The 2121-nt window shown below is 23.6% G+C and carries 3 protein-coding genes; all 3 read right to left on the reverse strand.

Annotated elements, in window-relative coordinates:
• Positions 1–1014: hypothetical protein (locus tag QZ306_RS10420; protein WP_295163633.1), on the reverse strand; the 1014-nt coding region annotated here is incomplete at its 3' end.
• A gap of 3 nt (positions 1015–1017) precedes the next feature.
• Positions 1018–1347: a hypothetical protein gene (locus tag QZ306_RS10425; RefSeq protein WP_295163635.1), complete on the reverse strand. Its 330-nt coding sequence runs from the start codon at positions 1345–1347 to the stop codon at positions 1018–1020.
• 5 nt (positions 1348–1352) lie between these two features.
• Positions 1353–2121, reverse strand: a 769-nt coding sequence (locus tag QZ306_RS10430; RefSeq protein WP_295163636.1) for a hypothetical protein, incomplete at its 5' end; no start/stop codon positions are given.

The raw sequence follows: 2121 nt of genomic DNA on the forward strand, positions 1-2121 counted from the left end.
AGTTTTTCTATACTTATTAGGGTTAAACACTATATTTTGATTTGGACTTAAATCTAAATCTAGATCTAATTCAGTTTGTTCATCTATAAAATCATGTAAATCTGTATTAATTTCAACATTCTTTCTTTTACGAACAAAAGCAATACGACGTCCATTATCTATTTCAACTTTTTCAATATCATTATCTGGATAATATATTTTACCTGTCATTAAATTCAATTTAGGAGCATTTTCTATATCTTGTAATCTTTGTAATTTTCTTTTTCTTTCTTTTTCAGCTTCTATCTTATTTATTTCTTCTTGTTTCTTTCTTTCTCTTTCTTCTCTTAATCTTCTTTTTCTATCTTGTTTTTCTTGTTCTTCTCTTATTAATCTTTCTTCTTCTTCTTTTTCTATTCTTTCTTGTTCTTTTCTTCTATCTTCTTCTTCTTGCTCTTCTGGAGATAAACAAGCATAAACTAAAGGTTCTAATGTATTATTTCTATAATCTTCATAAAAACAACATTTGCTATACCAATGAATTTCATAAAAGTATTGAGGTTCAACTTTAATACTATTTTGTTTTAATCTTGGAGATAATTTACTAACATATTTTTCAATGATATCATCATTTATTCCATCATATAACTTTGCTTTAAATTGTAATTCAGCTGTTTTATACATTCTACTTACTACATTTACAGCTTTAAACTTAACCATAAAATCACTAAGAGTAATTGTGTATAATAATCTTGATTCATTATAATAATCTTGTCTATCTTTAAGTAAAACAACACATTCTACTCCCTGAATATATCTTATTACGAATATGATAGAAGGTAGTTTTTCTGTAGTTAATCTAATAAAGTAACAAGGATGATAGTTTATAACTCCTTGACCCTTACTTAAACATATATCAGGTAGACTAAAATTAGCTAAAAAACAATATATACAATAACCATTTCTACCTATTACAATTTTATAATAATTTTCATTTTCATAATCTGTAACTTCTTCACCTAAAACTAATGTCATTTATTAATAAATAAGAAGACAACTAAATATAAACGCAGAAGGTTCTATTTTATTTCCGTATAAATCAGTAAACCATATTTTATGATTTTGTTCATGATTTAAGAATTCATACTTTCTATATTTTGTTTGTCTTCTATTAGCTAACATTATGAAATGATCACAATAACTATATTGTTGAACTATATCACTATGAACCATTAAATCTCCAACTAAAAACTCTTTAACAATAGCTCCTACATACTGAACAACTATATACTTTTTATTTCTACTACTAATAAACTCTATCGGTAATTTAAATTCTTTATCTTGAGTATGAAAGTAAACTTTTGGCATATTTATTAGATATCAAAGTATAATTTAATATCTTTATCTAATTCATCATAATTATCAGCTACTTTCTTAGTAAAAGCTATTGGTATCTCGATAGGTTTCATATTATATCTTAACAAATCACAAACACAATTTCCGTTAATATATGTTAAGAATTGAGCTATTTCATTAAATACTCTTCTTCTTTTAGCAAATTTTTGTTTAGTTTTAGCAAAATCAGTATGAATTAGTAATATATTTCCCTTCTTATACATTAATAGTCCTTTTAATTTTTGTTTGTTTTTTATTTCTTGTAACTTACTTTTCATTAATCTTATATACTTCCATTCTAGATCTATATCATTTTGAAACTGAATAGGTGAATAATATATATATTTATTTTTGTTCAATATAACTTCACTTTCATCAGTATCATCAAAATCATAATTATAGTTTCTTAATCTTAATGATTTATGAGGAGTTTTATTATAATAATTAACCATTTGTCTCATATATTCATAATTAGCTAATTTAGTTTCATTAAGTCCAAAAGCATTTCGTAACGTTCTAATCACAGAATCAATTGTTTTATGAGCTAAAGCAAATTTAGAAGAATTAATTACAAACTTAATCTTATATATTCTCCATTCTTTAACACTGTTAAAGTCGATTTCATTTATGATTTGTTTTAGTATTTGAGTATCATGTTGATTAATAATTTTATCTAATACTTTATCTTTACTTCTTATACTACTTTCTTTAACTCTTTCATGTAAATTTGGTACAAATAATATAGAA

It is taken from the genome of uncultured Brachyspira sp., from assembly GCF_910588665.1.
Taxonomy (GTDB): domain Bacteria; phylum Spirochaetota; class Brachyspiria; order Brachyspirales; family Brachyspiraceae; genus Brachyspira.

Excerpts from the sequence above, each read along its gene's own strand:
- QZ306_RS10425 (WP_295163635.1), bottom strand. The coding sequence starts at position 1,347 with ATGCCAAAAGTTTACTTTCATACTCAAGATAAAGAATTTAAATTACCG.